This is a genomic window from Moritella dasanensis ArB 0140 (assembly GCF_000276805.1).
Taxonomy (GTDB): domain Bacteria; phylum Pseudomonadota; class Gammaproteobacteria; order Enterobacterales; family Moritellaceae; genus Moritella; species Moritella dasanensis.
This window is the reverse complement of record NZ_AKXQ01000033.1, coordinates 20,255-47,185: the sequence shown is the minus strand read 5'-3', so window position 1 is coordinate 47,185 and position 26,931 is coordinate 20,255. Positions and strand designations below refer to the sequence as shown.

Sequence of the window (26,931 nt, the reverse complement as noted above, 5' to 3'; positions counted from 1 at the left end):
CCTTTTCTATATCTGCGATTTAATAAAGCATATGCTTTTAACTTGCTGCCAGCAATATCTTCGAATTCCCTCATCCTGCTTATCAGGTATTAGCCATACATCATCAAAATTCAGATACAAAAAAGGCGCTAAATAAATTTAACGCCTTTTCGATTTTGACTAATTTCACTAATCGTAACTTGAACGACTACTTACTTTTTAGATTTATTCTTCTTAGTACGCTTTTTAGCTTTAAGCTTCGCTTTTGCTGATACTTTATTTTTACCAGTTGCAGCGACTTTCGCTTTCTTCTTCGTCTTCGAAGCCGTCACTTTATGCGTAGGCTTAAGATCTTGAATAACACGACGTTTAATTGTTTCTTCGGTATAACGTTCAATTTTACCAAAGATACGTAGATCATGTGCTTCAATCAACGAAATCGCAGTACCTTTCTTACCCGCACGTGCAGTACGACCAATACGGTGAACATAAATTTCAGCACTACGTGGTAAATCAAAGTTAAATACATGGCTTACATCTTGTACATCAATACCGCGAGCGGCGACGTCAGTAGCAACAAGTACTTTTACTTTATCATTTTTAAATTGATTAAGTGAACGCGTACGTTTCGCTTGATCCATTTCACCACGTAAATATGCACAAGGGATATCTTGTGATTGCAGATAGCTAACAAGCTCTGCAAGACGTTCACGGGTTTTTACAAATACAATAGAGCGCGTTGTGCTTTCGTCACGTAACCAATGCACAAGCAAGGCTTGTTTGTGTGCATGACTATCAGCATGGTGCATGAATTGATGAATCTTTGCTTTTTCTCTACGTGAAGGATTCGCTGTAAATTCAGCTGGCTCTTTCAATAGTTCTTCAGCAAAACGCTCAATACCACGACCTTCTAACGTCGCAGAAAATAGCATTGTTTGATGACGACGAGTCATTTCTTCAGTGATTTTTTTCACGTCATCATAGAAACCCATATCTAACATACGGTCAGCTTCATCTAAAATAAGTACTTCAACAGCTGCACATTCAAATGCATCACGACGGATATATTCTAATAAACGACCTGGTGTTGCGATAACAATATCAAGGCTGTTTTTTAATACTTCAGCGTGTAGTGCATAATCAACACCACCCGTTATCATTGATACTTTATGGTCAGTATAAGCTGCTAGCATTTTAGCTTGCTGGAACACTTGACTTGCGAGTTCTCGCGTTGGCGTCAAGATAAGTACGCGTCCAGGGCCTAATTCACGGCGTGGAAAGTCAAGCAGATGCTGAAAAGCTGGTAATAAAAACGCCAGCGTTTTGCCTGTACCTGTCGGTGCAGATGCAAGGATATCTCTACCATCCATGGCAGTTGGCAATACTTGTTGTTGAATCATTGTTGGTTGAACAAGATTATTGTCAGTAAGTGCGACTATTAATTGATGGTCTAGATCGAGACTTTCGAAGTCCATAAAACTACCGTATACAAGAGGTTAAAAAGGAAAATGAGGCTATCAATTGCCGTATTTAAACAATGATACGTCAAATTTTTGATCGTTAGTCAGACATTATGGCAGATATGAGGCCTAGAGGATATTGGTTTTCTACTCAAACAGGGAAAAATAGCTATTCTAATGTCGATAGTTTGTCCGATGATTGTTATAAAGGGTTGCTCAGAGAGGTGGTAGAATGTGCCTTTAATCGTTCTAGTCATTGCTTATATTGATTCGCTTGATGGCAATATTTTTGTTATCTTAGCGGCGTTATTTATTATTCACTTTTAAGTGTTAAGGTTCGTTACTTCATGCGCTCACGTGGTCTACTTCCTACGACGTTATTGTCTTGTGTTACATTATTGTTGTCATTATCTGCTTCGGTTTATGCCGCAGAAGATAAGTATTACTCTGAGAATGAAGGTGAAATCTCCAATGATGGGTATTGGGGGAGCCAGCGCGGCCACCTTGGCGGTGAAGAAAAGCAAAAGCCGCAGCCTGTTGTCGAAGAGCCGCAAGAACCTGGATTTGAACCTGTTGAATTTTTAACACCGCTGTATTCTAATCTCAGCTTTGGTTTAAAACTGCACAGTAACTATGAAGATTATGACCGTCAGGGTAGCTCTTTCGAGAATAACCCTGGATTTGATTATGTACTCGATAATGTTTTTACCGAAGATTTGGTATGGCAAGCAAATATAGATTACAAAAATGACGATATCCTGATTACGAATGGCATTGGTATTTTACCCGAAGACAGCCTAATTGGTGTCGGTGTAAATGCCTTTTTGGATGTGGAATTAAACTCAGGAAGTCAGCGATTATCTGTTGGTACTAAATATGACGACCCAGATTACATTTTTAATTTATCATCCAACATTTATTTTCCTTTATCTGGTACAGATGAAGTCGATGACCTGGTAACGAGTATGGACATACGTGCAGAAGGGGCTATCACGCCGACGGTACAATTCCATAGTTCACTCGAGTACTTTGTTGGTGATAATGTTCAAATCAATGATAATTATGACCCGACTGATAACAGTCACAAGCTGACGGCGGGTTTAGATTATACCCCTATACCGTTATTACAATTTGGTGTTGAAGCCACCAAAGTGAAAGACCATGACTTTGGCTATGGTGTGTATCTTTATTTCAATTTTGATCCATGGAGACCATTAAATGAACAACTTGAGTGGATTGTAGATAATGATTTTTCTTTGCATAACATGATCCCATTCTCACGTTCTAAAGTACTGGCGCGCACTGGTGAGTAATAGCAAGATGCGACATCGAGTCGTTATGTTAGCGAATAAAGAGTAGTCTGTGAACGATAAAAATAATGGTTTTAGTTTTAAACAGTTTCATGTTTCACATGCAGATTGTGCTATGAAAGTTGGCACCGATGGTATTTTACTCGGCGGTTGGGCAGATGTGAAAACAACATCTTCAGCGCCATTAAGGGTATTAGATATTGGCACTGGTTCTGGTCTTATCAGCTTGATGTTGGCGCAGCGCTGTCAGGGTAATATACAAGTTGTAGCGATTGATATTGATGCATCTGCGTGTCAGCAAGCCAAACAGAATATAGATAATTCACCATGGTCATCTTCGATCGCAGTTAAACATGTTGCTCTGCAGGTGCTAACTAAAAGTGCTAAAGCAGAACCTGCTAAATTTGAGCTGATTGTCTCTAATCCACCTTATTTTGTGCATGGTCAAGCATTTACTGATGATGCAAGACAAACTGCAAGGCATACTGGCAGTCTCACACATCAAGAGCTGGTCGATTGTGCGTTGCAATTGTTAGCGCCTAATGGCCGCATTGCGTTAGTACTGCCTTATGAGTCGGGTTGTGAGCTTGCTACTTATTGCCAACAATTAGGTAATTTGGGCATAACCTGCTTAAACATAAAAACTACCCCTAAAAAACCTTACAAACGTATGCTCATGAGTATCCAGCGTGGTGATGCGGGCTTGGAAAAACAAGTGCTTATTATTCATGATCCTGACGGTCGCTATTCCAATGATTACCAGTCAATCACTAAAGCATTTTATTTGAAAATGTAATTCCACTAAGTCGAACTGGGATTTACGCTTGCACTTAATGACCAGATTGTTAGTATCGGTCTTTAATGGGTGAGTGGCCAATACAAAATTCTTTACAAGAATATAATTATAATACTTTGTGCTACACCGGCTAGGGAACTATTTCCTCATGCCATGCTTCATGGAAGAAGTGAATAAATGAACACACAACAATATCTTAGCAGAGACTATTTAAGTAGAGAGTATAATGACTATAAAATTAAAAACAGCTGATGTTTTAGCCATCGGCTTTATGACATTTGCGTTCTTTTTAGGCGCAGGTAATATCATTTTCCCACCACTAGCGGGTAACCTTGCTGGTCAATCCTTTATGCCGGCGATGTTTGGTTTCCTTGCTACCGCAGTTGGTCTACCCCTTATTACCATAATCGCAGTCGCAAAAGCCGGTGGTGGTTTAATTACCATGACACGTTTCTTACCTGCAATGGCGGCAACCGCAATTGCAGTGGCGATTTATATTATTATAGGTCCTGCGTTTGCAGCGCCAAGAACCAGCCTTGTTGCTTATGAGATGGGTATTAAACCTTTCCTAGGCGATGCTGCAAATGATACGACACTGGCGTTATATTCTGTCGTGTTCTTCATTATTACAGCCTACTTTGCCCTAAGCCAAGGCAAGCTCATTGATAACATCGGTAAGATCTTAACGCCGGCATTAATTGTGTTATTAACCGTATTAGCGATTGCGGTATTTATGATGCCACAAGGTGAAATCGGCATCGCACGTGAAGCGTATGTAGATAGTCCGTTCACCAAAGGTTTCCTTGAAGGTTATAACACCATGGATACGTTTGCGTCATTGATGTTTGGTATGTTGATTATCAACGTGCTTAAAAGCAAAGGCGTAACAGACAAAGCTGGCCAATTTAAATACTTAGTCATGGCGGGTTCTATCGCTGCAGCAGGTCTGGCGTTTGTTTATATCTCACTATTCTACTTAGGCGCAACGAGTCAGTCATTGATTGCTGCTGGTGCTGATGTCAACGGCGGCATGATCTTAGCAACTTATGTGCAAGCATTATTCGGTATGCCTGGTCAGTACATCTTAGCGGCAGTGGTTACATTAGCCTGTTTAACAACGGCTGTTGGCCTAGCAAGTGCAGTTGCAGAGTTTTTCCATGAATTAAAACCACAATGGTCTTACAAAATGTTGGTTGTTATTAACTGCATCGTTTGTGCGATTGTAGCGAATGTTGGCCTATCACAATTAATCAGCATATCTGTACCGGTATTATTTGCGGTATATCCGATTGCGATTGCGATTGTTGCCCTGATTTTATTGCAAGAACGTTTCCCTAATCCACAGTTTGCCTTCCGCCTAGTGATGGTTGTAGCATTCATGTTTGGTGTATTAGATGGCCTGAAAGTAGCTGGTTTTGCGATGAGTGGTTTTGATTTCTTACCACTGTTTGAGCAAGGTTTAGCTTGGGTATTACCAACAGCACTTGCTATAATCGTATCTATTGTGGGAATGCGTCCGCAAACTAATTTGAATGCGGCAGCTGCTAAATAGTTTAAACACAGGCTCTAAATGAGATCTGATTAAACTAATTTAAAATCCGTTCCTGAGAGAACGGATTTTTTATGCGATTTTTTTGGTGCTTACAATATGTGACGCTATAATAAGGTGGTTTGATGGGTAATGAATTGTGGTTAGCGTTGGCGATCGTATTTATCATTGAAGGTATTATGCCGATGTTAATGCCTAAACAATGGCAACAAATGTTGACGATCATTACTCAGCAACCTGCTGACAAAGTACGTAAATATGCCGGTTGCCTTGTCGTAACGGGTCTCGTATTATTGCTTACGTTGTAATTTTTTTGTACAACCGAACAATTTTTTGTACAGCAGAACAATAAGTAAAGTTATATTTTCCGATTTTAATGAGATAGAACTCAAATTTTTTAAACATTTTGATTTAAATTTTGCTAGAATCCTACTTTAACCAACAACCGCGACGGTATCATGGGAAAGAATGTAGTTATTCTCGGCACTCAATGGGGTGACGAAGGTAAAGGTAAGGTAGTTGATCTACTAACTGACAGAGCTAAATATGTTGTGCGCTACCAAGGTGGTCACAATGCTGGTCACACTTTAGTAATCAATGGTGAAAAAACAGTTCTTCACTTAATTCCATCTGGTATTTTACGTTCAAACGTTAAATGTATCATTGGTAACGGTGTAGTATTGGCACCAGATGCATTAATGACTGAAGTTAAAATGCTTGAAGATCGAGGCATCCCAGCTCGTGAGCGTATGCTTATCAGTGAAGCGTGTCCACTAATCCTGCCTTATCATGTATCACTAGATGCTGCCCGTGAAAAAGCACGTGGTAAAAAAGCTATTGGTACAACTGGTCGTGGTATCGGTCCAGCTTACGAAGATAAAGTAGCGCGTCGTGGTTTACGTGTTGGCGATCTATTCAACATGGAACAGTTTGCTGTTAAATTGAAAGAAGTAATGGAATACCATAACTTCCAACTACAGCATTACTATAATGAACCTGAAGTAAGCTACGAAGATGTTCTAGCACAGATGCACGAAGTTGCACCTATCCTACTAGACATGATCGTAGACGTGACGTCACTTCTTGATGATGCACGTCGCCGCGGTGATGACATCATGTTTGAAGGTGCTCAAGGTACATTACTAGATATCGATCATGGTACATACCCGTATGTAACATCATCAAACACAACTGCAGGTGGCGTAGCTACCGGTAGTGGTTTTGGTCCATGTCACATCGATTACGTTCTTGGTATTACTAAGGCTTACACTACACGTGTTGGTTCTGGTCCATTCCCAACTGAACTTGATGATGAAATCGGTAATCACCTAGGTACTAAAGGCCATGAATTTGGCGCAACTACTGGACGTGAGCGTCGTTGTGGTTGGTTTGACGCAGTTGCAATGAAACGTGCAATTCAGTTAAACAGCATCACAGGTTTCTGCCTAACTAAACTAGATGTATTAGACGGTTTAGAAACGCTGAAAATCTGTACTGGTTACATGCAACAAGACGGTTCAATTCTTGACGTGCCACCTATGGCTGCTGACGGTTATGAACTTGTTAAACCAGTATACGAAGAAATGTCAGGTTGGAACGACGTAACATACGGCGCGACTTCTCTAGAACAACTTCCAGAAGCTGCAATCGCTTACATCAAGCGTATTGAAGAAATTACGGGCGTGCCAATTCATATCGTATCAACTGGCCCTGATCGTAACGAAACAATGGTATTAGTTAACCCATACGACCTATAAGTCTGTTTGGTTAAACTGATAAGTAAAAGGTCGCAGATGCGGCCTTTTTTGTACCTGTAATTCTTGTCGTAACCACTATTGGTGTAGTTCGTTATTTAGCTATTTTAATTTGATGCCGGATGCAGATACAAAAAAGCCGCATGATTGCTCATGCGGCTTTTATTTTATTAGCGGTGTAACCGTAATGAGCTACTACAATTCATTACGGCCATTTATCACTAAAGCTAGCTGTTTCTGTTTGCTGCAATGTAAGCCAATGAGATCAGCGCTTGCTTATATTCTGATTCCGGCAGTACCGCAATTGCCGCTACCGCCAAATCTGCTTCTTGCTGGGCTTTATCAAAGCAATAGTTCAGTGAGCCAGTGCGCTCAAGAATCGCCAGAATAGCATCTAGGTTATCCATGCCATTCATTTTCTCGATAGCTTCACGCACCATTAAAGCTTCAGCTTCAGTGCCGTGAGCCATCGCATGAATTAATGGCAGTGTTGGTTTACCTTCTGCAAGGTCATCACCGACGTTTTTACCCATTTCTTGGGCATCCGCAGTGTAATCCATCACATCGTCGATAAGTTGGAATGCAGCGCCCAAATGGACACCATAATCAATCATCGCTTGTTCGATGTCTGCAGGCTGCTCTGAGATAACCGCGGCAAGTTGTGTGGCGGCTTCAAATAGTTTGGCAGTCTTGTAATAGATAACGTCCATATAACGTTTTTCGTCAGTATCAGCATCATTACAATTCATTAATTGTAATACCTCACCTTCAGCAATCACATTGGTTGCATCGGACAAAATATCGATGATTTTACTGTTATGCAGTTTTGCCATCATCTGGAAAGAACGTGAATAAAGGAAATCACCGACTAATACGCTTGCAGCATTACCAAACATCGCATTGGCAGTGTCGCGACCGCGACGCATGTCTGATTCATCAACAACATCATCATGTAATAACGTTGAAGTATGAATGAATTCTATAATGGCAGCGACATCGACATGTTGCTGACCTTGATAACCGAGAGCACGAGCGCTTAATGTCGCAATCAGTGGACGAATACGTTTACCGCCACCATTTACAATGTAATAACCCACTTGATTTACGAGGGCAACATCTGATTGCAGTCGAGCTAAAATGAGTTCATTGACAGCGTCCATATCTTGTTTTGATAACGCTTGAATGGCTTTAATGTCCATGGGTAATAAGTTCCGTGCTTCTTTATAAAGTGGTATGACGATTATTTTAAGACTATTAATAGCTATATTCATCGCTAGCCCTATCTTGATAGTACGCTATAAGATAAAATACCCGTCAAATTTATGTCGTAATTGTACACTAAATTGGAATTGCCGAAAGGATAAAGCGGTCTGGATTTACTACTTTCCCGATTATTTATATTTATTTTAAAAATCAGCTTGCCTAACTGCACAGTTTTGAGTAGAATTCGCGCCATTGTTATAAATTATCATGACGTGTCGCTACCTAAGGTATGCTAGACACGAATCGGAGTCAGAAAACATGTATGCTGTTTTCCTTAGCGGTGGCAAACAACACCGCGTAGTTGAAGGCCAAACTCTTCGTCTAGAACTTCTAGACGTTGAAGCTGGTTCAAACATCGAATTTAACGAAGTACTAATGGTAGCTAACGGCGAGAATATCGAAGTTGGCGCACCTTACCTTGATGGTAAAAAAATCACTGCTGAAGTGGTATCTCATGGTCGTGCGGATAAAATTAAAATCATTTATTTCCGTCGTCGTAAGCACTCTCGTAAACAGATGGGTCACCGTCAATGGTTTACAGAAGTTAAGATTACTAAAATCGCTTAATCAGGAGTACTAAAAGATGGCACATAAGAAAGCTGGTGGTAGTACCAATAACGGACGTGATTCAGAAAGTAAACGCTTAGGCGTTAAACGCTTTGGTGGCGAATCAGTTCTTGCGGGTAACATTCTAGTTCGTCAACGTGGTACTAAATTCCACGCTGGTACAAACGTAGGTTGTGGTCGTGACCACACTCTATTCGCTAAAGCTAGCGGTAAAGTGCAGTTCGAAATTAAAGGACCACAAAACCGTAAGTTCATTAGCATTGTAGCTGAATAATTTCAGCGCAAACTAAGAATTTTTAAACCCCGCCTATATGGCGGGGTTTTTTTATTGCTAAAATAAATGTTAGCAATAAAAATGAATAAAAGATTGAACATTGAGAGAGAATATTGACCCATACAAGCAGATTAAGCTTGGTTAGTCATGATACTCCATAGAAGTTGATAGTTGCACGGATTGATTAATTCACTCACCGAGTGAAAATGAGGTCAGTACGCGATTAGTTAATCCGTGCAACTAACTGCATTCCTAATTTGTAGGAGCGATAGCGAAATGAAATTTGTAGATGAAACCCGAATCAAAGTTGAAGCCGGAGATGGCGGCAGTGGTTGTGTAAGCTTCCGCCGTGAAAAATATGTAGCCCGTGGTGGCCCTGACGGTGGTGATGGCGGTGACGGTGGTCATGTATATATGATTGCTGATGAAAACTTAAATACGCTAGTCGATTTTCGTTTTGTCCGTTTCCATAAAGCTGAACGTGGTGAGAATGGTCGTCCTAAAGATCAAACTGGCGCACGTGGCGAAGATATCACTTTACGTGTACCGGTTGGTACGCGTATTTCTGATGACGATACAGGTGAGGTTATTGCCGATCTTGTTATGCACGGTCACAGACAAATGGTGGCAAAAGCTGGCTTCCATGGTCTTGGTAACACGCGTTTTAAAAGTAGTGTAAACCGTGCACCTCGTCAAAAGACATTAGGTACACCAGGTGAAGTGCGTAACTTACGCCTAGAACTTATGTTACTTGCTGACGTTGGCCTATTAGGTCTACCAAACGCAGGTAAATCTACTTTCATTCGCGCAATCTCTGCTGCGAAACCAAAAGTAGCTAACTACCCGTTCACAACATTAGTACCTAACCTAGGTGTAGTAAGTGCAAGCCCTGAGCGTAGCTTCGTGGTTGCCGATATTCCTGGTCTTATTGAAGGTGCTTCTGATGGTGCTGGTCTAGGTATTCGTTTCTTACGTCACTTAGAACGTTGTCGTTTAATGGTTCACATTGTTGATCTATTACCTGAGAACATCAGTGATCCAGCTGAAAATGCTAAAATCATTGTTAGTGAGCTACAGAAATATAGCGCTAAACTAGCAGCTAAAACATGTTGGTTAGTATTTAACAAAACCGATCTTGTATTAGATGACGAAGCTGAAGAAACAATTAAACGCGTAGTAGCAGCGATTAATTGGGAAGGCGAAGTTTATACTATGTCTGCTTCAAGTGGCGTAGGTACGAAAGATCTTGTTCGCGCTATGATGGAACAGATTGAAACTATGCCACGTCCGAAGATCGAGATGCCAACTGAAGATGACGGCGATGTTGGTTTCTTATGGGATGAATACCATAAAGACCAAATTGCTAATCATGCGGTTATCGAAGATTCTGATGACGACGATGATTGGGATGATTGGGAAGAAGAAGATGACGGTCACGTTGTCTATGCTCGTGACTAATCATCATTAAAAAGTGATTTTATAATCATTTTTATTAAAAATACCAGCTTTAGGCTGGTATTTTTTTATCTCAAAAAGAGTACTTTCAGGCACTTGAGTTAATTCCTATCAATAGATTATTATTTTTGGTCATAAAAACGTACTTTTTAGACAAAAAACTTTCAATTTAAAGCTGATTAGCAGATAATCCCGCCCGTTCACCACGTGAATATAGCAGGTAATAATTACCTATATTTAAACCCGGTTAGTTAATAATTGTCAGCTTAGAACTTTCCACTTTTCCGCTAAGCGACAGCCATTTATTAAACAACCAGTCATCTTGGTTTGTATCTATTAATTGCAGTAAAACGCAATAACTACAGACTACCGCTGTTATACAGTGAGCAAGATGAACGAAATAAAAAGTGAGTACCTTAATGAATACCGCAAGTCAGTCTACCTCTGAATCAAAAAACACCTCTGCTTTTGCAACTTTGATGGAAAAGTTGTTCAAGCTAAAAGCACATAACACCACGATTAAAACAGAAGTAATGGCAGGTTTAACGACTTTCGTTACCATGGCTTACATCCTATTTGTTAATCCCGATATTATGTCTATTGCGGGTATGGATTACCAAGCAGTATTCGTTGCTACAGCATTAAGTGCTGCAATTGGTTGTATCTTCATGGGCCTTTATGCGAACTGGCCTGTCGGTCTAGCACCAGGTATGGGTCTGAATGCATTCTTTACTTTCGCAGTAGTGAAAGGCATGGAATATTCTTGGCAGGTTGCATTAGGTGCAGTATTCATTTCAAGTATCATATTCGTTATCATGAGTGTGACCAAATTACGCGGCTGGATCATCGACAGTATTCCGCATAGTTTACGCTATGCCATGACAGCAGGTGTTGGTCTATTCTTAGGTATTATCGGTTTAAAAGCAGCAGGTATTATTACTGCTAGCCCTGCAACGTTAGTGACGTTAGGTAACTTCCACGACCCTAAAGTCATTTTAGGCTCGTTAAGCTTCCTTATCATTGCAATCCTAGCAACCCGTAAAATATTCGGTGCGGTACTCATTGGTATTATCACAGTTACTGTAATCAGTGCGGTTATGGGCTTAGTGAGCTTGCCTGAGCAAGTGGTATCATTACCGACTGGCTTATCAAAAACATTCATGCAAATGGATGTGATGGGTGCGTTAGATGTATCTATGGTGAGTGTTATCCTAGCATTCCTATTTGTTAACATGTTTGATACCGCTGGTACTATGATCGGCGTGGCTGACAAAGCTGGCATGTACAATAAAGACGGCAAAATTGAAAATCTAAACAAAGCATTAACAGCAGACAGTGTTGCCAGTGTTGCTGGCGCGATGATTGGTTGCCCACCAGTAACAACATACGTTGAAAGTAATGCGGGTATTGCTGAAGGTGGCCGTACCGGTTTAACTGCCGTTGTTGTTGGTCTGCTGTTCTTAGCGGCGATGTTCTTTGCTCCGATAGCACAGATTGTACCAAGCTATGCAACTGCGGGCGCATTAATCTATGTTGCTTTCTTAATGGTTGGTAGCTTGAATAAAGTTAACTGGGATGAATTCACTGACTACGTTCCAGCTGCAATCACAGCAATCATGATGCCGTTAACGTATTCAATTGCTGATGGTATTATCTTAGGCTTCCTATCATTTGCTATTATTAAGCATGCTACTGGTCGTTCTGCTGATGTATCATTAGGTATGAACGTACTTGCAGTGGTATTCATTGCGAAACTTGCATTCATCTAGTTTGAATATAATACCGCCAATGTGATGCAACTAAGATAAGCGTCACCTTGATGTTAAAAAATGCCAGCTGATTACGTGCCATTAGGTCGTATGATGCTGGCATTTTTGATCTTGCCCCTATCATCTCAAGTGTTACACTTTCAATTACTTCAAATAATTATAAGCGAGGCATAATGCCAAAATTAGAATCTCAATGTTGCCCAGAGCCGCAATGTAGTGCAGAACTGCCAGCGTTGGATGATAAGCATATTGCCTCACTAGCGCATTTGTTTCACTTATTGGGTGATGAAGGGCGTATTCGTTTAGTGCTTGCTTGCATGGCCGGGCCTGTTGCTGTGTCTGAATTATCAGCCGTGTCTGGTATGTCACAATCATTAACCAGTCATCATTTACGTCATTTACGTGAAGCACGTATTTTACGTTCTGAACGTCAAGGTAAACAAATACTCTATCGACTTGATGATCACCATATCCGTCACGTTGTACATGATCTTGCGTGCCACGTTACTGAGCATTAATTACCTTTTTAATTATTAAATGTCGAAGAGTCTGTTATGCGAAACCTGTTTATTGAATTTCTAACACAGTTGGGGAGCGATGACCGTGCCCATGATATCGATCATATTGAACGTGTCGTTGCCACCGCTAGACAATTGGGTGAGCGTGAAGGTGCAAACCTCGCGATATTAGAACCTGCAGCGTGGTTACATGATTGTGTTGCCGTTGCTAAAGATCATCCACAACGTAAGCAAGCGTCATTATTAGCCGCCGATCGCGCGGTTGAATTTTTACAACAAATTGACTATCCCGAGCGATACTACAGTGCCATCCATCATGCGATTGTTGCCCACAGTTTTAGCGCCAATATCACCCCGGAAACATTAGAAGCGAAAATACTACAAGACGCTGATCGTATGGATGCATTAGGCGCGATAGGTATTGCCCGTTGTATTTTAGTTGGCGGCAAACTGAATCGTCAGCTTTATAGTGCTATTGATCCGCTCTGTGAAACACGTGAACCTGACGACAATGTGTATACGTTAGATCACTTCTTTACCAAGTTATTAACGCTCGGTGACAGCATGCAAACACAAGCAGCAAAGGCTGAAGCTCAGCGTCGTAGTGTATATATGCGTGATTTCTTAGTACAGCTGCAGTCGGAATTACTGACATAGCAGAGTACGATTAACGTCGTCACATCATGATCCAGTACAACTAAGCTAATTTATTCGTTAACAATAACGACTGAATTAGCTTTTTTTTGTAAATACACTTGAATGAAAGTTAATATGAATATATATTTATATGTAAGTTAACTAGCTTGAACGCATTAACTGTTACTCATATTGCTAACATTAATTCTATTTACGAGGATAACCTTATGTCATGTAAAGGCAGCACTATATCTAAAGACAGATCATCTAAAGCTACAGTCTCTAAAGACGCAGCTATAACAGCACCAAAATCAAATCAGGGATGTTGTGGTAACGATCACAGCAAAACCCACGTCCATGAACATCAACATACAGATGAGCATCAAGTCAGTACTAGTAGTAGCGACTCTTGCTGCGCACACAAAGAATCAAATGATATTATTGCTGATGACGAGGAACCCGAGTCCAGTAGTTTAACTACACGTTTATCCTGGTTAGTAACAGGCATGGACTGTCCTAGTTGTGCCCGTAAAGTAGAAAAAGCCGTTCAAGCATTACCACAAGTACAGCAATGTCGTGTTGCATTTGCCACCGAAAAGCTACTTGTTGATATCAAAAAAGAACCTAATACAGATGCCGTTGAAAGCACCAAGCAACAAGTTACTGATGCGGTGGTTAAAGCGGGATTCAAGTTACAAGAAGTCGGTAAAAAATCGACTGACGTTGAAGAAGATAATTCATTATCACAAAACCTACGCGAGCATTGGCATGCGATCACGTTAGTCAGTGCGATTGTTATCGCTGCGATTTTAACGCAATTTAACAGTGACGCTAGTCAGTGGCTATTTACCTTCGCTAGTGTATTTGGTGTTATTCCTGTTATTAACCGCTCGATTAAATTAGCGCGTTCAGGGACCCCATTTGCCATCGAAACATTGATGTCTGTTGCGACTGTTGGTGCGCTTGTCTTAGGGGAAACGGCTGAATCTGCGATGGTATTAGTACTATTCATGATCGGTGAAAAACTAGAATCGTATGCCGCAGGGAAGGCCCGTAAAGGCGTTAAATCATTAATGTCGTTAGTGCCTGAAGATGCCACAACTATCGTTGGTGATAAGCGTGTGGTCGTTTCTGCAAGTGATTTACAACCTGGTGATATTATTGAAATAAAACCCGGTGACCGTTTACCTGCGGATGGTGCGTTATTAGCGTCTGGTATTAGCTTTGATGAAAGTGCATTAACGGGTGAGTCAGTACCCGTAGAACATCAAGCTGAAGATATAGTGATGGCGGGTAGCTTAGCTGTTAACCGTGTTGCTCAGTTACGTGTTGTATCTGAGTCGGGTAATAATGCGATTGACCGTATTTTACACTTGATTGAAGAAGCTGAAGAAAACAAAGCGCCAATCGAACGATTCCTTGATGGCTTTAGCCGTTGGTACACGCCGGCAATGATGTTGTTAGCGTTGGCTGTTGTGGTTGTGCCACCGTTATTATTTGGCGGTGATTGGACTGAGTGGGTTTATAAAGGCTTAACATTACTCTTGATTGCATGTCCTTGTGCCTTGGTTATTTCAACTCCAGCAGCAGTGACATCGGCATTATCCGCTTCAAGTAAGCGTGGTGTATTAGTTAAAGGTGGCGCAGCACTAGAGCAGATTGGTCGTATTCAACAAATTGCCTTTGATAAAACCGGTACTTTAACGCAAGGTGTACCGGAGGTAACCAGTGTTGTGAGCTTCATTGATGATGAAAGCAAAGTATTACAGCTTGCGGCTAGTATTGAGCAAACCTCAAATCACCCGCTTGCAACGGCAATTTTGGCTCATGCACAGCAACAATCAATTTCGTTATTAACGGTAACGAACGATGAAACCTTAGCGGGGTTAGGGGTGCAAGGTGAAGTGCAATATGAGGGTGAAGCACAGTTAATTAAATTGTTGGCACCACATCATATGACCGCGCAACTTGCTGAACTAGCGCATGTGAAAACAGCTATCGAAGATCTTGAAAATAAAGGTAATACCACAGTTGTTGTATTGCAGAATGAGCAAGTGATCGGGTTAGTCGCATTGGCCGACAGTATCCGTGAAGATGCTAAACAAGCGATTGAAGAGTTGCAGCGATTAGGTATCAATACCGTGATGTTAACGGGTGATAATCGCCGAACTGCGAAAGTAATTGCCGATTCATTAGGCATGGAATATCGTGCAGAGTTATTACCTGAAGATAAGTCGCGTATTGTTGCTGAACTAAGCCAAGATAAAGCTACAGCCATGGTTGGTGATGGTATTAATGATGCGCCGGCAATGAAAAGTGCCAGTTTAGGTATTGCGATGGGCGGTGGTACAGATGTGGCGTTAGAAGCTGCAGATGTTGCCTTGATGCATAATCGCTTGGTGGAATTACCACAAATGGTGGAACTGGGTCAGGCAACGCTTACCAATATTAAGCAAAATATAGGCTTGGCTGTTGGTCTTAAAGCGGTATTCTTGGTGACGACATTACTGGGGATGACGGGACTGTGGGTGGCTATTTTAGCTGATTCAGGTGCAACTGCATTGGTAACAGCAAATGCGTTAAGGTTGTTACGTAAATAATAGCTACGAAAATAAGTACGTAAATAATCGCTACGTAAATAACAGGCGCCGCTAGGCTAAGCTGTTCTATACTCAATGAAGCTCATCAAATTTGATTTGGTGAGCTTTTTATTTACTGTTGAATTTACTGTCGAATTTATTGTTATACAGCGCTTCATCTGCGAGCTTAAACAAACTCTCAACTGTTTCACCGGCGCGCCATGTTGCTGAACCGATTGCTGACGTGATGTTGAATTCGCTAAGCAAAGCATCACTTTTAATTTCACTTTCAATGCGATCAATGACTAAGCGTGTAGACTGGGATGAAGCTGGTTGTAAGATGATCGCAAACTCATCACCACCCAATCGAAACGCCACATCACTATTACGAATACTACGTTGTAATACGTGGGCATAATGTTTCAGGATCTTATCACCAAACAGATGGCCATAAGTGTCATTAACACGTTTGAAATCATCTAAGTCAGTAACCAATAACGCCATATTTGATTTATGACGCTGGCACAGGCTGTAAGATCGATGAATGTTTTCATCAAAACTGGCACGATTATCTAAACCAGTGAGATGATCTTTCATTATCCGGACCTGCATTTCTTGTAACATCAAGGCATGCATTAGGTTGGTTTCTAATAGCTGATGTAACTCTTTTAATATGCTCAGCTCATTAATTTTGAATGGTTTTACTGAACTATATAGTAATGCGCCAAGATCTTTACCTGCGATAGCCAAGTGGTAATTCTGTTGGAAGGTCGCGGTACAGTCAGTTTTTAAATGGATGTTATTCATTTCATCGGTAAAGCTCAAACCGGTAAAACGGACATGTTGTGCCGCTATAGCGGCAAAGTTATGTAACAAAGAATCGACATCTAAACTAGTCTGTAACTTTTTTAGGGTGGCAATGGTTTGCGCAGACGTCAATTTCTGCTGCCGTTTTGGCGCAGTAAACCCATAATTCGTATGAATTATAGGGGTATTGATGATGCTTAAGTTATCCATTTTTACCTCTGTCAAAAAAATTACTTTATTTAGTATAATGATAAAACATGCATATTGCGTACCATCGTTATAAAAAGTCACAGTTAAATTAATGTTAATCTTTTTATTGATCCTTACGCTCACTTGTTAAATCGGGCGCTAGTACATATTCTTTAATGATATTGCAGTTATTCTTATTGGTTACTGTATTGATAACGTCTACTTAGCGGCTTCGGAGGTGATAATTTGTTTATTGATATTATTCTATTACTTTCTATCGCGGTGGCTCTGGTCGCGTTATTTCAGCGTTTTCATCTACCGCCGATCCTGGCTTATCTGGCGACGGGTGTGATTGCCGGACCTTATGGTTTTCAATTGATCGTCGAACAAGCGGATATTGAGTTGTTTGCTGAACTGGGCGTGGTTTTTCTGATGTTTTCCCTCGGTTTAGAATTCTCACTGCCGCGCTTATTGTCGATGCGGCATCTGGTGTTAGGTCTTGGTGGCGGCCAGGTCATGTCTGTTGGATTGCTCTTTACTGCGCTGGGTATATTCGCGTCATTATATTGGTCTCAAGCCTTTGTCGTGGCCTCGGCGATGTTAATGTCATCGACGGCTATCGTGATCAAGCAATTGGCAGAATCGAAACTTCTTAATACCCGCATGTCGAAATTGTCGATCAGTGTGTTGTTATTCCAAGATATTGCCGTCGTACCTTTCCTTATTATGATCCCCTTGCTGGCGCAACAAAGTGGTGACGTCATGCTGATTGCCGAGCAAATGGGTTGGGCCTTGGTTAAGGGCTTACTTGCGGTGTTTGTGATCCTTTCTGTAGGGCGTTGGATCTTACCGACGGTATTTAAAGAAATCGCGTTAACCCGCTCTGATGAATTGTTTGTGATGTCGACATTGTTAGTGGCATTAATTGCTGGGTTGATGACCCATTGGTTAGGCTTGTCGATGGCTTTGGGGGCATTTTTAGCGGGCATGATGTTGGGCGAAGGGCCTTATCGACACCAACTTGAAGCTGATATTCGTCCGTTTCGTGATGTACTGATGGGGCTGTTCTTTATTACTATCGGCATGTTATTGAATTTACCGAGTTTGCTGACAGATTGGCCACGTTTGATCATTGTGCTCGTTGTCATGATGTTAAGTAAAATAATCTTAGTGTTTATTTTAGCTAAAAGTTTAGGGGAGAGTAGCCGTAATGCTCTGAGTACTGGCTTAGTATTAGCGCAAATGGGCGAGTTTGGCTTTGTATTGTTGGCGCTGGCAGGCAAGTTAGAATTGTTACCGTTACCGTTAATATCGACCCTTGTTGGTGTCGGGGTAGTGAGTATGGCGATGACACCTTGGTTAATAAATTGCCACGAGGAAATTGTTCGGCGGTTACTGTTTCAGTCTAAACCTAAATCTAAAAGTGGGCTTTCTCCACCATTGCCAGGGCAATATATCGATCATGTGATTGTTTGTGGTTATGGTCGCGGCGGCCAAACTATCGCCCGATTTTTAAAAATTGAAGGTATTCCTTATACGGTGATAGATCGTGATCCGGTGCGTGTGCAAGAAGCCTTAAACGGTGGTGAAAAAATTGAGTTTGGTGATGCCAGCCGGCGCGAAATTCAAATGATGTTGGGGGTCGATAAAGCGAAGTCGATTATTATTACCTTCAAAGATACCGAGAAAGCTATCGAACTGTTAAAGATCGTCAAACCCTTAACTGACGCTAAGGTATTGGTGCGTACCACCGATGATTCGAATATGCAGCGCTTACATGATGCGGGAGCGACAGACGTGGTGCCGGAATCGTTAGAAGGCAGCTTGATGATGGTATCGCATGTACTGGCGATATCAGGGGTGCCAATCAAGCGTATTTTAAAGCGATTACAACACGAACGCCAAGGCCAGTATAACCATTTACATGGCTTTTATTTTGGTGGTGAAAGTAATGTGTCTTTTGAAGAAAGCGAAATGCTAGAGCGACTGCATGCGATCCGCCTGGAGTTTGGTGCTTACGCCATTGGTAAAAGTGTGGCAGAACTACAATTAAAAGAAGTCAGTTACCGTGCAGTACGCAGACAAGGGGTTGAGCTTAACCGTGTTGATCAGGAGTTTATCTTTGAAATAGGTGATGTAGTGTTGGTTTGTGGGCCGTCACGTTACGTTAAACGTGCAGAACATTGTTTGCTAGGGGGTTGGGCTGGCTAAGTTTAAATTACGTTATATATTTAAAAAACCTCTTAATTCCATTTCCTGTTTTTGCACATCTTGATAGCCTAAATTAATTAACTCTCGGGTATAGTTTTGTTCAAACATCAAGTAAGAGGTGATTGACGAATTACTGCCTTGATTGACCCCGATAGTACGTAACAGGGTGCGGATGGTTATCGGCAGATCGTGAAAATATTTATCGGCAATGGCATTAATATCATGTTCATTAGTAAGGCGGAATAACCCGATTGGTTTCATGCCTAATGATGACTGCAGTGACGCTTGTTGTGATGCAGGAGTTAAGGCTAAGGTGTCATTGATCCGGTTTAAGCGTTCGATGTCTGAGTTTAAGGTATCGGTAAAAATAGTATCAAGCAAATGCCCCGCGATATCTGCCCCCGATGGTGTCTGACGTACTTCCCCTAATGTCAGTATCTGCGGTGGTTGTTCAGCCCCGATCACCAGTAGCTTTTCTGCGCCAAGGTGGATGGCGGGGCTAAGTGGTGATAGTTGATGCACCGAACCATCACCGTAAAAATTATGGCCGATTTGAGTACAAGGAAAAACTAACGGGATCGCAGATGAGGCTATCAAGTGATTAGTGTGTAAGCGCGTACGTAAACCTCTGCGTCGAGCGCGTTGCCATTCTTGTAATTGTTGATTACCTTGAAAGAAACTGATGGAATCGCCGTTGTTATAGTCAGATGCGGTGATCGAAATCGCATCTAGGTGCTGGCGTTGAATGTTGATATCGATACGGCGCATATCCAAATACCGATCGAGCAAGTGATACAAGGGTTTGTTGTTAAACAACGATACCGGTTGGCGCGCAGCATGCGGTGATTGGAACTTGGATAAAAAGGTTAGTAGCAAGTGCCGTGATATCTCGTTGAAACTGCATTGAAATACTTGATTAGCGTGGAAGTTATTCCAGATATACTCTAGCTTTTTTACCCCTAAGCGAAAGCAACTGGCGTAGCAGGCTATTGCGCAACTATTGATTGCCCCTGCGGATGTACCGGTAATGACTTTAAACGGCGTACCATGATTACGCGGGTAGAATTCCGCAATGGCTTTTAACGCACCGACTTGATATGCAGCTCTCGCACCACCGCCAGTTAATAACAATCCTTGTTTAGTCCCACTCATAAACCCCCAAACACATAATAAAGCGCAGTTTCATTACTAATACGGCGCTACCTTTTAATTATTGTTAAAGAGTAGCGGCTTCGCCAAATTAATACTGTGGAGTGAGGGGGAGTTTGGAGTATTGGTTATAAATCAGTTATAAACCCGGCCGCGATGTTTCAACCAACCGTGCTGATGATGATTACGCGGATCTTTATGGGTCCAATGGATAATGCCACCTTATACTGTTCCATTCATACTCACCGTAAAACTGTACGGTATCACCGACTTTCAAGCTATTAATACGTGGCGCTAAATCAATATTATGGGCGATTAAAATGGTTTGACTGCTTTTCAGTTGTAACAAGAATTTCTGGTGGCGGGAGCCTTTATTATCATCGGCAAGTATACGGGTTACTTTACCTGAACCTTTAACTTGGAGATCACTTTGTTGGTTATTATAAGCGCGTTTTAAGACGCCGTCATTTGCCCAGATATTGAAAGAAAATAGACTTAAAAGTATGAATAAATGAGTAAAAACCCGTTGCATTTTTGATGACCTTTGACTGTAAATTGAAAGGATAAGTTTAAACTGCTTAAGACGTCAATACATTGATTATTATACATTTATTTACAATTTTTAATTTCTAGGCCTATTTCCGGATTGGAACCATCGTGATGATTAATATAATAAACCCCGCATTGATCATTCCAACTGTAGCCTCTTGGAAATACTTTGGCAATATAACCTTGGGTTATAATAATGCCGCTCGGTAACTCTTGTTGTTCGCCTCTGCCACACCAATCTGCTTTACATATATCTTTGGCTTGTTTAGAAAATTCTACGTCATCTAAACTAATGGCATAGCGCACTCCATTCATCCAATTACCATCTGGGTAACCACTGTGTAATGTCATGGTGATGCCATCAATATCGGCAACGAATTTGTCTTTACCTTCTTCAGGTGGGTTATCTTGATTAGTCAGTACAGCTTTAGCGTGGATCAAGTTAACACCACTGCGCAGTGCTCCTTCCATACCTTTGAGTACAGCAAGGCGAGCGCTGGATGATAGGTTCGTGAATTTAGGGATCGCAGATGCGGCAAGTATACCGAGTATGATAATCACTATAGTTAGTTCGATTAATGTAACCCCTTGCTGCTTGTTCATCACATCCGCCTTGTTGTCGAATGTGCGATGTTAGCAACCTAAGTTAATACGGTACATTAATGCGATAAGTAAACGACAGGTTTAGTCCAACAGCGGCACTGTTGGTGATAAAATCTTGACGATTAGAGTTTCGATGCTGTTAGTTAGCTTTGTATATTTAGCTTTGTATCGTGCGCTTCTATATGCCGAAATGCAGAGACGAAAAAGCCAAGCAGATGCTTGGCTTTAATTGTTTATTTAACTAAATTTATTTAGCTAAAGTCACTTAACCGAAGTAAGTTAACTGCGTATTAGCTTATGCTAAAAGGCTTTTAACGTGCTCAACGATGTCTGTCAGTGCGATCTCAGTCTTATCACCAGTAGTACGTAGTTTGTGGTCAACTAGACCATTCTTCAGACTACGATCACCAATGATGATGTTGTGTGGGATACCGATAAGTTCAGAATCTGCAAACATCACACCTGGACGCTCTTTACGATCATCGAACAATACTTCGATGCCAGCAGCTTGAAGGTCAGCGTAGATTTTCTCTGCTGCTTCTTTTACTTCTGCTGATTTATGCATGTTCATTGGAATGATAGATACTTTGTATGGTGCGATTGACTCGTTCCAGATAATACCGTTTTCATCATGGTTCTGTTCGATTGCTGCTGCAACGATACGAGAAACACCAACACCATAACAACCCATTGTCATCGTTTGCTGTTTACCTTGCATGTTCAGTACGCCAGCGCCCATTGATTCTGCGTATTGCGTACCAAGTTGGAAGATATGACCAACTTCGATGCCACGTTTAATAGAAAGTGTACCGTTACCACATGGGCTCGCTTCACCTTCAACAACGTTACGTAGATCTGCAACTGTGTAATCGCTAATGTCGCGATCCCAGTTAGCGCCAGTGATGTGCTGACCATTAATGTTAGCACCACAAACAAAGTCTGCTAGGTGTGCAGCTGAGCGATCAACAACAACAGGGCAGTTCAGACCTTGAGGACCGATAGAGCCAGCATCGCAGTTTGCAGCCGCTTGGATTTGTTCTTCGTTAGCAAATGTTAACGGAGAAGCAACGCCAGCAATTTTTTCTGCTTTAACTTCGTTTAGTTCGTGATCGCCACGTAGTACAAGTGCGATAACGCCTTGTGCTTGGCCTTCTTCAGCTTCAGCAGCAACAAGCAGTGTTTTCACTGTTTGCGTTGCGTCAACTTCTAAGAATTTGCAAACGTCTTCGATGCTGTGTGCATCTGGTGTAGCAACAACAGTTAATGCTTGAGTTGCTGCAGGACGGTCGCCAGCAGGTGCTAATGCTTCTGCTTTTTCAATGTTTGCTGCGTAATCGCTGCCGTCAGAGAATACGATATCGTCTTCGCCGCTTTCTGCAAGTACGTGGAATTCGTGAGATACAGCACCACCAATTGAACCAGTATCAGCCAGTACCGGACGGTATTCTAGGCCAATGCGTTCGAAGATGTTGCAATATGCTGTGTGCATTTTGTTGTACGTTTCGTTTAGACATTCATCTGATAAATGGAAAGAGTAAGCATCTTTCATTAGGAATTCACGTGAACGCATTACACCGAAACGAGGACGAACTTCATCACGGAATTTAGTTTGGATCTGGTAAAGCGTCAACGGCAGTTGTTTGTAGCTGTTGATTTCTTTACGCGCGATATCAGTGATCACTTCTTCGTGCGTTGGACCTAAAACAAAAGGACGGTTGTGGCGATCGTTAATACGTAACAACTCTGGACCGAATTTTTCGATACGGCCAGTTTCTTGCCATAAATCAGCGGGCTGAACCATAGGCATTAGAGTTTCAACAGCACCTGCTTTATCCATCTCTTCACGTACGATGTTTTCTACTTTACGTAAAACTCGTAAGCCTGTCGGTAACCAAGTGTATAGACCTGATGCAAGACGACGAACCATACCTGCACGAAGCATTAGCTGGTGGCTAATGACTTCTGCGTCATTTGGAGTTTCTTTCAAAGTTGAAAGCAAGTAGTTGCTGGTGCGCATAACGTTCCTTTATTTACTAATAAAATCGATTTAAGAGCGCGATTTTAACAGGGCGCAGCCAGAGTAAACAGCAAAAGTTAATGATTCGTTTTATTTATTTTTGACAGGTGTCCTTTTATTCGTTTCTAAGAGCCCCTATACTGGCTATCAAAATTGGATTTGTGCTATTAAAAATGAATAAAATACTGAGATTATCTGCACTTATAGTTATCAGCAGTGGATTATTTGGCTGTGCTTCACAACCGACTAATCCGGAAAATATTTGCGATATCTTTATTGAAAAATACGATTGGTATGAAGCTGCCATGGACAGTAATGAAAAATGGGGAGTGCCTGTGCATGTGCCAATGGCAATGATGTATCAGGAAAGCTCCTTTAAGCATAATGCCCAGCCGCCGATGCAGTATTGGTGGATCATTCCCACTGGCCGCGCCAGCTCTGCTTATGGTTACGCACAAGCAAAAACCATGACTTGGGATGATTACGTGAAGGAAACAGGGAATAGTTGGTCAAGCCGTGCTGACTTCCATGATGCGATGGATTTTATGGGCTGGTTTATGAATAAAACCCAAAAAATCAATGGTGTATCTAAGTGGAGTGCTGAACAGCAATACCTGAATTATCACGAAGGCTGGGGTGGTTATAAGAATAAAAGCTATAACAAGAAACCTTGGTTGAAGAAAGTAGCCAAAAAAGTAGATCAACGCTCGTTACGTTATGCTGGTCAATATCGTGGTTGTAAAGATGATTTAGATTCTAATTGGTTATGGCGTTTATTCTTCTTATAAACACACATATTTTCATCATACTCGCATTGAAATAAAAAGGCCGATTGACTGATATACACAGTTAATCGGCCTTTTTAGTATTTCAATGTTGAATATTTTAATAACAGTTTAACTAATCCGTCTTCTGCTCTTCGGCGGATGCGAGCGCTGCTAGATCCTCAACTTTAATAATCGACACGACTGTCGTTATATCACTTTCGACGATCCAGCGGACGTTAAAGTCGTATAATTTGACCCCATATTCTTGGCGTGTCGTTTTGTTCTTTTTATAAGCAGGGCGTGGATCTTGGGCTAATACTTGCGCAATTAAATCGCGTAATTCGGGATGCTTTCTATGCTGTGCGGTAATTTGGTTTACGGCTTCATCGGTAAATAAGACCTGCATATCAGCAACAGGGGCATCTGTGGCGTAACCAGCCTCAGCATTTGGCAAACTATCAGCATAAGGTACATAGGGTTTGATATCTAAAATTGGCGTGCCATCGACCAAATCAATGCCGGATAAATTCAAAATACACTGATTGTTCTTAATGGTGATGCCATCGAGTTTCGCGACCGATAACCCCAATGGATTCGGGCGAAATGTCGAACGGGTAGCAAAGACACCCAAGCGTTCATTGCCGCCTAAACGTGGCGGGCGAACGGTCGGGTTCCAGCCTTTGTCCATGGTTTCATGAAACGCAAAAATCAACCATACATGGCTAAACTGTTCAATGCCACGTAATGCATCGGCTTCATCATACGGCGGGCTTAAGATCAGTTGTGCTTTAGCTGCAGACACTAAACCCGGTTGACGCGGTACAGCAAATTTTTCCTTATACGGGGTATGGATTATCCCGACTGTATCTAGTTCTATTTTCATTATTGGCTATCGTCATTACTGCGAGTTAAAGGGGTTACTTTGATCGCATCGCCATAACACACATAACTGCTCAGGCAGGCTTTTGAAGCCGGTGGGGCAATACATGAACGAATAATAATCCCATTGGCATTGAGTGCTGCGGCTTTGCGTTTCGCGGCTATTTTCGCTTGTTGCTCTTCTGCTGGTGGTAGGTTATCAGCTGTTTGACAGCTTTCGCCTTCGACTAAACCTAATTGTTCAACTTGGTCATGCTGCAGTGCGCTGGTGGTGTAATACTCTACATCCGAAACAGCAAAATAGTCGGTGAAATTGTCTTTATCTAAGTTTGTTTGTAGCGGGTATGTACTGCACCCACTTAAGAGTATGGTCAGTAGTAATAAATATTTCATGGCATGCTATCGAGTGAAATTATGTTTTAATTATAATTCTATCACTCACTTAAAGACATTTATTTTTAGTCTGATTTCCCCGCTAGGCGGCTTGATTAAGATGTTTAGTCGTATGACAGATGAATAATTGTGGTTTTTACTAGATAGCTCGGGATTTATAGTCTTAACTTATATTGGATAAACGCAATCTGAGGGAAGCAATACGATGAGAAACACACGCTGTATGATCACGCTATTATGTTCATTAAGTTTAGCCAGTATTAGTTTATCTGCCCATGCTGGGATTGATAAAATACGCCTTACAGCTGAAGAGCGTACCTACCTTGTTAGTCGGGCGCCGATCAAACTCTGCATCGACCCTAACTGGATGCCTTATGAAGCGTGGGACCCTAAGCTTGGTTACATTGGTATTGCTGCTGATTATGTTGCGGTGTTTTCGGCGATGTTAGATGTCAAATTTCAAGTGCGAGAAACCAAGACTTGGCAACAAAGCTTAGATGTTACCCGCAGTGGTGGCTGTGATGTACTGTCATTTCTTAATCAAACCCCAAGACGTTCACAATGGCTACTCTTTACCACGCCTTATGTTGAAGCCGAGGCTGCATTAGCAACATTGAAAAATATGCATGGTATCCGTAATTTAAAATCGCTGCGAGGGAAAACAGTCGCCGTCGTTGAAGGTTATGTCTACGAAGAATACCTCCGTAATAATTACCCAAGAGTGATAGTGAGCCGTGTTGATAACACGGATGACGCCTTGCAAAAAACGGCAGATGGCAAGGTCGATGCAACCATCGAATCTTTGTTTGTGCTGCGTTACAAAATTGCCAAGCTGGGTTTAAAGAATTTAACCGTGTCCGGACGGACCAAGTACGTCAATCGTTATCGTTTTGGGGTACGTAAAGATCAAGCTATGTTACGTAAAATTCTAGATAAAGCGATTATGCAAATTGAACCAAAAGTGGAAAATAAAATTTTGCGAAAATGGAGCTTAGAGCATAACTATTGATTTTTTAGCTAATTTTTTTTTGTTAGACAAGGTAAACTAACCAATTAGCCCAGTGGCTGGGTATTCATCTTGATATTTAACGAAGAGAATTTAGCATGATAGAACGTATGGAAACTAAACCAAGAATGAGCCGTATTGTGAAGCACAACGGCACTATCTACTTATGCGGCCAAGTATGCGCAGATGCAACTTATGGTATTAAAGAACAAACTGAAACCATGCTTGCCAAAGTAACTGAGTTATTAACGCAAGCGGGCAGTGATAAAAAACATATGTTGTCAGCAACGATTTATATTAAAGAGATGACCGATTTTGCTGACATGAATGCAGTGTGGGACGCTTGGGTACCTGCAGGTTATGCACCAGCACGTGCATGTGTACAAGCAAGTATGGCGCGTGAAGCGTTACTCGTTGAAATTTCAGTCATAGCTGCAGAGATCGTATAAGCG

At 41.6% G+C, this 26,931-nt stretch carries 24 protein-coding genes and 1 pseudogene; 16 read left to right on the top strand and 9 right to left on the bottom strand.

Annotated features, from left to right (window positions below; all coding sequences use genetic code 11):
- Positions 1-191: 191 nt before the first annotated feature.
- Positions 192-1,454: an ATP-dependent RNA helicase SrmB gene (gene srmB / locus A923_RS0120090; protein ID WP_017223489.1), complete on the bottom strand. Its 1,263-nt coding sequence runs from the start codon at positions 1,452-1,454 to the stop codon at positions 192-194.
- Positions 1,455-1,786: 332 nt separating this feature from the next.
- Between srmB and A923_RS0120080 the strand changes: the two genes are divergently transcribed.
- The 5 genes from A923_RS0120080 (at position 1,787) to A923_RS0120060 (ending at position 6,851) form a co-directional block, all read left to right on the top strand.
- Positions 1,787-2,752 (top strand): inverse autotransporter beta domain-containing protein, encoded by a 966-nt coding sequence (locus A923_RS0120080; protein WP_017223487.1) that lies wholly within the window; start codon positions 1,787-1,789, stop codon positions 2,750-2,752.
- A 49-nt stretch (positions 2,753-2,801) separates the two neighbouring features.
- Complete coding sequence (locus A923_RS0120075) at positions 2,802-3,545, top strand: tRNA1(Val) (adenine(37)-N6)-methyltransferase (RefSeq protein ID WP_017223486.1); 744 nt, start codon at positions 2,802-2,804, stop codon at positions 3,543-3,545.
- A gap of 226 nt (positions 3,546-3,771) precedes the next feature.
- Positions 3,772-5,097 carry a branched-chain amino acid transport system II carrier protein gene (gene brnQ, locus A923_RS0120070; RefSeq protein WP_017223485.1) on the top strand — a complete coding sequence of 442 codons (1,326 nt, stop codon included), beginning with the start codon at positions 3,772-3,774 and terminating at the stop codon, positions 5,095-5,097.
- A gap of 122 nt (positions 5,098-5,219) precedes the next feature.
- Positions 5,220-5,402: a DUF2065 domain-containing protein gene (locus tag A923_RS0120065; protein ID WP_017223484.1), complete on the top strand. Its 183-nt coding sequence runs from the start codon at positions 5,220-5,222 to the stop codon at positions 5,400-5,402.
- Between the two features lie 150 nt (positions 5,403-5,552).
- Positions 5,553-6,851, top strand: a complete 1,299-nt coding sequence (locus tag A923_RS0120060; RefSeq protein ID WP_017223483.1) for an adenylosuccinate synthase — start codon at positions 5,553-5,555, stop codon at positions 6,849-6,851.
- A 224-nt stretch (positions 6,852-7,075) separates the two neighbouring features.
- On the opposite strand, the gene ispB is transcribed toward A923_RS0120060, so the two are convergent.
- Positions 7,076-8,047 (bottom strand): octaprenyl diphosphate synthase, encoded by a 972-nt coding sequence (gene ispB, locus A923_RS0120055; RefSeq protein ID WP_017223482.1) that lies wholly within the window; start codon positions 8,045-8,047, stop codon positions 7,076-7,078.
- A gap of 322 nt (positions 8,048-8,369) precedes the next feature.
- On the opposite strand from ispB, the gene rplU reads away from it, so the two are divergent.
- The 7 genes from rplU (at position 8,370) to A923_RS0120020 (ending at position 15,930) form a co-directional block, all read left to right on the top strand.
- Entirely contained in the window at positions 8,370-8,678 is a 309-nt protein-coding gene (gene rplU / locus A923_RS0120050) for a 50S ribosomal protein L21 (RefSeq protein WP_017223481.1), read from the top strand.
- A 16-nt stretch (positions 8,679-8,694) separates the two neighbouring features.
- Positions 8,695-8,952: a 50S ribosomal protein L27 gene (gene rpmA / locus A923_RS0120045; protein ID WP_006034530.1), complete on the top strand. Its 258-nt coding sequence runs from the start codon at positions 8,695-8,697 to the stop codon at positions 8,950-8,952.
- A gap of 276 nt (positions 8,953-9,228) precedes the next feature.
- The gene (cgtA, locus tag A923_RS0120040) at positions 9,229-10,410 is read left to right on the top strand and encodes an Obg family GTPase CgtA (protein ID WP_017223480.1); all 1,182 of its coding nucleotides are present in this window, start codon (positions 9,229-9,231) and stop codon (positions 10,408-10,410) included.
- 416 nt (positions 10,411-10,826) lie between these two features.
- The gene (locus tag A923_RS0120035; protein ID WP_017223479.1) at positions 10,827-12,176 is read left to right on the top strand and encodes an NCS2 family permease; all 1,350 of its coding nucleotides are present in this window, start codon (positions 10,827-10,829) and stop codon (positions 12,174-12,176) included.
- Positions 12,177-12,349: 173 nt separating this feature from the next.
- The gene (locus A923_RS0120030) at positions 12,350-12,694 is read left to right on the top strand and encodes an ArsR/SmtB family transcription factor (RefSeq protein ID WP_017223478.1); all 345 of its coding nucleotides are present in this window, start codon (positions 12,350-12,352) and stop codon (positions 12,692-12,694) included.
- Positions 12,695-12,730: 36 nt separating this feature from the next.
- Positions 12,731-13,351, top strand: coding sequence for an HD domain-containing protein (locus A923_RS0120025; RefSeq protein ID WP_017223477.1), 621 nt, complete (start codon positions 12,731-12,733; stop codon positions 13,349-13,351).
- A gap of 206 nt (positions 13,352-13,557) precedes the next feature.
- Entirely contained in the window at positions 13,558-15,930 is a 2,373-nt protein-coding gene (locus A923_RS0120020; protein WP_017223476.1) for a zinc/cadmium/mercury/lead-transporting ATPase, read from the top strand.
- Positions 15,931-16,038: 108 nt separating this feature from the next.
- Here A923_RS0120020 and A923_RS0120015 read toward each other — a convergent pair whose 3' ends face one another.
- Positions 16,039-16,926 (bottom strand): GGDEF domain-containing protein, encoded by an 888-nt coding sequence (locus A923_RS0120015; protein WP_017223475.1) that lies wholly within the window; start codon positions 16,924-16,926, stop codon positions 16,039-16,041.
- A 225-nt stretch (positions 16,927-17,151) separates the two neighbouring features.
- On the opposite strand from A923_RS0120015, the gene A923_RS0120010 reads away from it, so the two are divergent.
- On the top strand, positions 17,152-19,116 hold the full coding sequence (locus tag A923_RS0120010) for a monovalent cation:proton antiporter family protein (RefSeq protein ID WP_017223474.1): 1,965 nt from the start codon (positions 17,152-17,154) through the stop codon (positions 19,114-19,116).
- 12 nt (positions 19,117-19,128) lie between these two features.
- On the opposite strand, the gene A923_RS0120005 is transcribed toward A923_RS0120010, so the two are convergent.
- The 4 genes and pseudogenes from A923_RS0120005 to A923_RS0119990 all read right to left on the bottom strand — a co-directional run bounded on the left by A923_RS0120005 (position 19,129) and on the right by A923_RS0119990 (position 23,434).
- Positions 19,129-20,268 carry a patatin-like phospholipase family protein gene (locus A923_RS0120005; RefSeq protein WP_017223473.1) on the bottom strand — a complete coding sequence of 380 codons (1,140 nt, stop codon included), beginning with the start codon at positions 20,266-20,268 and terminating at the stop codon, positions 19,129-19,131.
- 132 nt (positions 20,269-20,400) lie between these two features.
- A pseudogene (locus A923_RS22570) lies at positions 20,401-20,797 on the bottom strand (DUF3465 domain-containing protein).
- A 77-nt stretch (positions 20,798-20,874) separates the two neighbouring features.
- Positions 20,875-21,417, bottom strand: coding sequence for a pilus assembly FimT family protein (locus A923_RS23320; protein ID WP_017223472.1), 543 nt, complete (start codon positions 21,415-21,417; stop codon positions 20,875-20,877).
- Between the two features lie 295 nt (positions 21,418-21,712).
- On the bottom strand, positions 21,713-23,434 hold the full coding sequence (locus A923_RS0119990; protein WP_017223471.1) for a proline--tRNA ligase: 1,722 nt from the start codon (positions 23,432-23,434) through the stop codon (positions 21,713-21,715).
- A gap of 173 nt (positions 23,435-23,607) precedes the next feature.
- Here A923_RS0119990 and A923_RS0119985 point away from each other — a divergent pair, with 173 nt between their 5' ends.
- Complete coding sequence (locus tag A923_RS0119985; RefSeq protein ID WP_017223470.1) at positions 23,608-24,222, top strand: transglycosylase SLT domain-containing protein; 615 nt, start codon at positions 23,608-23,610, stop codon at positions 24,220-24,222.
- A 112-nt stretch (positions 24,223-24,334) separates the two neighbouring features.
- Here the strand turns inward: A923_RS0119985 and tsaA are convergent, their stop codons facing one another.
- Both tsaA and rcsF read right to left on the bottom strand, forming a co-directional pair.
- On the bottom strand, positions 24,335-25,084 hold the full coding sequence (gene tsaA, locus A923_RS0119980; protein WP_017223469.1) for a tRNA (N6-threonylcarbamoyladenosine(37)-N6)-methyltransferase TrmO: 750 nt from the start codon (positions 25,082-25,084) through the stop codon (positions 24,335-24,337).
- The gene (gene rcsF / locus A923_RS0119975) at positions 25,084-25,473 is read right to left on the bottom strand and encodes an Rcs stress response system protein RcsF (RefSeq protein WP_017223468.1); all 390 of its coding nucleotides are present in this window, start codon (positions 25,471-25,473) and stop codon (positions 25,084-25,086) included. Before rcsF ends, tsaA begins: the two co-directional genes overlap by 1 nt.
- 205 nt (positions 25,474-25,678) lie before the next feature.
- On the opposite strand from rcsF, the gene A923_RS0119970 reads away from it, so the two are divergent.
- Both A923_RS0119970 and A923_RS0119965 read left to right on the top strand, forming a co-directional pair.
- On the top strand, positions 25,679-26,482 hold the full coding sequence (locus A923_RS0119970) for a transporter substrate-binding domain-containing protein (RefSeq protein ID WP_017223467.1): 804 nt from the start codon (positions 25,679-25,681) through the stop codon (positions 26,480-26,482).
- Between the two features lie 95 nt (positions 26,483-26,577).
- Positions 26,578-26,928, top strand: a complete 351-nt coding sequence (locus A923_RS0119965) for a RidA family protein (protein ID WP_017223466.1) — start codon at positions 26,578-26,580, stop codon at positions 26,926-26,928.
- The last annotated feature ends 3 nt before the right edge of the window (positions 26,929-26,931 follow it).

What these genes read in the sequence shown, in the direction of transcription:
- srmB (WP_017223489.1), bottom strand. Translation starts at nt 1,454, where the DNA reads ATGGACTTCGAAAGTCTCGATCTAGACCATCAATTAATAGTCGCACTT.
- A923_RS0120080 (WP_017223487.1), top strand. Translation starts at nt 1,787, where the DNA reads ATGCGCTCACGTGGTCTACTTCCTACGACGTTATTGTCTTGTGTTACA.
- brnQ (WP_017223485.1), top strand. Translation starts at nt 3,772, where the DNA reads ATGACTATAAAATTAAAAACAGCTGATGTTTTAGCCATCGGCTTTATG.
- A923_RS0120065 (WP_017223484.1), top strand. Translation starts at nt 5,220, where the DNA reads ATGGGTAATGAATTGTGGTTAGCGTTGGCGATCGTATTTATCATTGAA.
- A923_RS0120060 (WP_017223483.1), top strand. Translation starts at nt 5,553, where the DNA reads ATGGGAAAGAATGTAGTTATTCTCGGCACTCAATGGGGTGACGAAGGT.
- ispB (WP_017223482.1), bottom strand. Translation starts at nt 8,047, where the DNA reads ATGGACATTAAAGCCATTCAAGCGTTATCAAAACAAGATATGGACGCT.
- rplU (WP_017223481.1), top strand. Translation starts at nt 8,370, where the DNA reads ATGTATGCTGTTTTCCTTAGCGGTGGCAAACAACACCGCGTAGTTGAA.
- rpmA (WP_006034530.1), top strand. Translation starts at nt 8,695, where the DNA reads ATGGCACATAAGAAAGCTGGTGGTAGTACCAATAACGGACGTGATTCA.
- cgtA (WP_017223480.1), top strand. Translation starts at nt 9,229, where the DNA reads ATGAAATTTGTAGATGAAACCCGAATCAAAGTTGAAGCCGGAGATGGC.
- A923_RS0120035 (WP_017223479.1), top strand. Translation starts at nt 10,827, where the DNA reads ATGAATACCGCAAGTCAGTCTACCTCTGAATCAAAAAACACCTCTGCT.
- A923_RS0120030 (WP_017223478.1), top strand. Translation starts at nt 12,350, where the DNA reads ATGCCAAAATTAGAATCTCAATGTTGCCCAGAGCCGCAATGTAGTGCA.
- A923_RS0120025 (WP_017223477.1), top strand. Translation starts at nt 12,731, where the DNA reads ATGCGAAACCTGTTTATTGAATTTCTAACACAGTTGGGGAGCGATGAC.
- A923_RS0120020 (WP_017223476.1), top strand. Translation starts at nt 13,558, where the DNA reads ATGTCATGTAAAGGCAGCACTATATCTAAAGACAGATCATCTAAAGCT.
- A923_RS0120015 (WP_017223475.1), bottom strand. Translation starts at nt 16,926, where the DNA reads ATGGATAACTTAAGCATCATCAATACCCCTATAATTCATACGAATTAT.
- A923_RS0120005 (WP_017223473.1), bottom strand. Translation starts at nt 20,268, where the DNA reads ATGAGTGGGACTAAACAAGGATTGTTATTAACTGGCGGTGGTGCGAGA.
- A923_RS23320 (WP_017223472.1), bottom strand. Translation starts at nt 21,417, where the DNA reads ATGAACAAGCAGCAAGGGGTTACATTAATCGAACTAACTATAGTGATT.
- A923_RS0119990 (WP_017223471.1), bottom strand. Translation starts at nt 23,434, where the DNA reads ATGCGCACCAGCAACTACTTGCTTTCAACTTTGAAAGAAACTCCAAAT.
- A923_RS0119985 (WP_017223470.1), top strand. Translation starts at nt 23,608, where the DNA reads ATGAATAAAATACTGAGATTATCTGCACTTATAGTTATCAGCAGTGGA.
- tsaA (WP_017223469.1), bottom strand. Translation starts at nt 25,084, where the DNA reads ATGAAAATAGAACTAGATACAGTCGGGATAATCCATACCCCGTATAAG.
- rcsF (WP_017223468.1), bottom strand. Translation starts at nt 25,473, where the DNA reads ATGAAATATTTATTACTACTGACCATACTCTTAAGTGGGTGCAGTACA.
- A923_RS0119970 (WP_017223467.1), top strand. Translation starts at nt 25,679, where the DNA reads ATGAGAAACACACGCTGTATGATCACGCTATTATGTTCATTAAGTTTA.
- A923_RS0119965 (WP_017223466.1), top strand. Translation starts at nt 26,578, where the DNA reads ATGATAGAACGTATGGAAACTAAACCAAGAATGAGCCGTATTGTGAAG.